The organism is Vibrio sp. 03_296, assembly GCF_002265885.1.
On the sequence record NZ_NPKW01000678.1, the window covers coordinates 1 to 453 of the forward strand.

At 47.9% G+C, this 453-nt stretch carries 1 pseudogene; it reads right to left on the bottom strand.

The features are described from left to right. Nucleotides 1-138: 138 nt before the first annotated feature. Nucleotides 139-453: pseudogene (locus CIK04_RS27090) on the bottom strand (nucleotidyltransferase family protein); the annotation flags it as partial.

Sequence of the window (453 nt, forward strand, 5' to 3'; positions counted from 1 at the left end):
ATCGCCTGCCAATAGGCTAAAACGACCTCTTTTGCTTCCATTGTTTTCTTCACTCCATGAATTGATAAAAATGAGTGATGCAGATTCAGAGCGGCTAGCCGCATCACGAAAAGGGCAAGCCCAAATGGCAAAGTGTTATTACGACACCACCACTAATTGAGGCCAGCGGGACACCCATCCTTTTGAAATAACGCGGTGTTCAAACGTTGCAACAACGACTTGGATTGTGCGTGATATGCCCACGAAATAGAGATTCAAGCCCAAATGCCGACACACATTCATAGTGATCTGCCGCCACTTGCCGAACGGCCACCGCCGTTTCTTTCTCTGGCCAATAACGCATGGCATCTACCGCGCTTTGATAAGGCTCATCACCGTTACGAAGATGCATTTTGGCTTGATTGCGAACCTGCCAATTGAACTGCGGCATACGCGCTTTTAAATGCGCTTCAT